General features: G+C 67.4%; 1 protein-coding gene. It reads right to left on the reverse strand.

Going from position 1 to position 285, the window contains the following annotated elements; translation table 11 throughout:
• Positions 1-189, reverse strand: a 189-nt coding sequence (locus EXE45_RS18785; protein ID WP_137695190.1) for a hypothetical protein, incomplete at its 3' end; no start/stop codon positions are given.
• Positions 190-285: the final 96 nt, after the last annotated feature.

Below are 285 nucleotides of genomic sequence, written 5' to 3' on the forward strand. Positions count from 1 at the left end.
GGAGTCCACGTACCCCTTCAACGCGATCGGAACCACGAAGAAGCCGATCACGCAGGCGATCGTCACCGCGATCTGGTCCGCCCTCGGGAGGTCGCCGAGCCCGACGAGCAGCGTCAGCGACGTGCCGAGGTAGAGGAACGCGATCGCCCATCGGACGGCGGGGTTCGCCAGCAGCCGAACGGCGTTCACGGTTAGAACCGTACGTGGTCTCGGTACGAAACGTTTGGCCTCGGTCCGACCGCGCTCGCAGCGGTCGGGGGTTTCGGAGGGGTATCGCCGACCCGG

Origin of the sequence: Halorubrum sp. SP9 (assembly GCF_005435015.1) — an archaeon.
GTDB lineage: Archaea > Halobacteriota > Halobacteria > Halobacteriales > Haloferacaceae > Halorubrum > Halorubrum sodomense.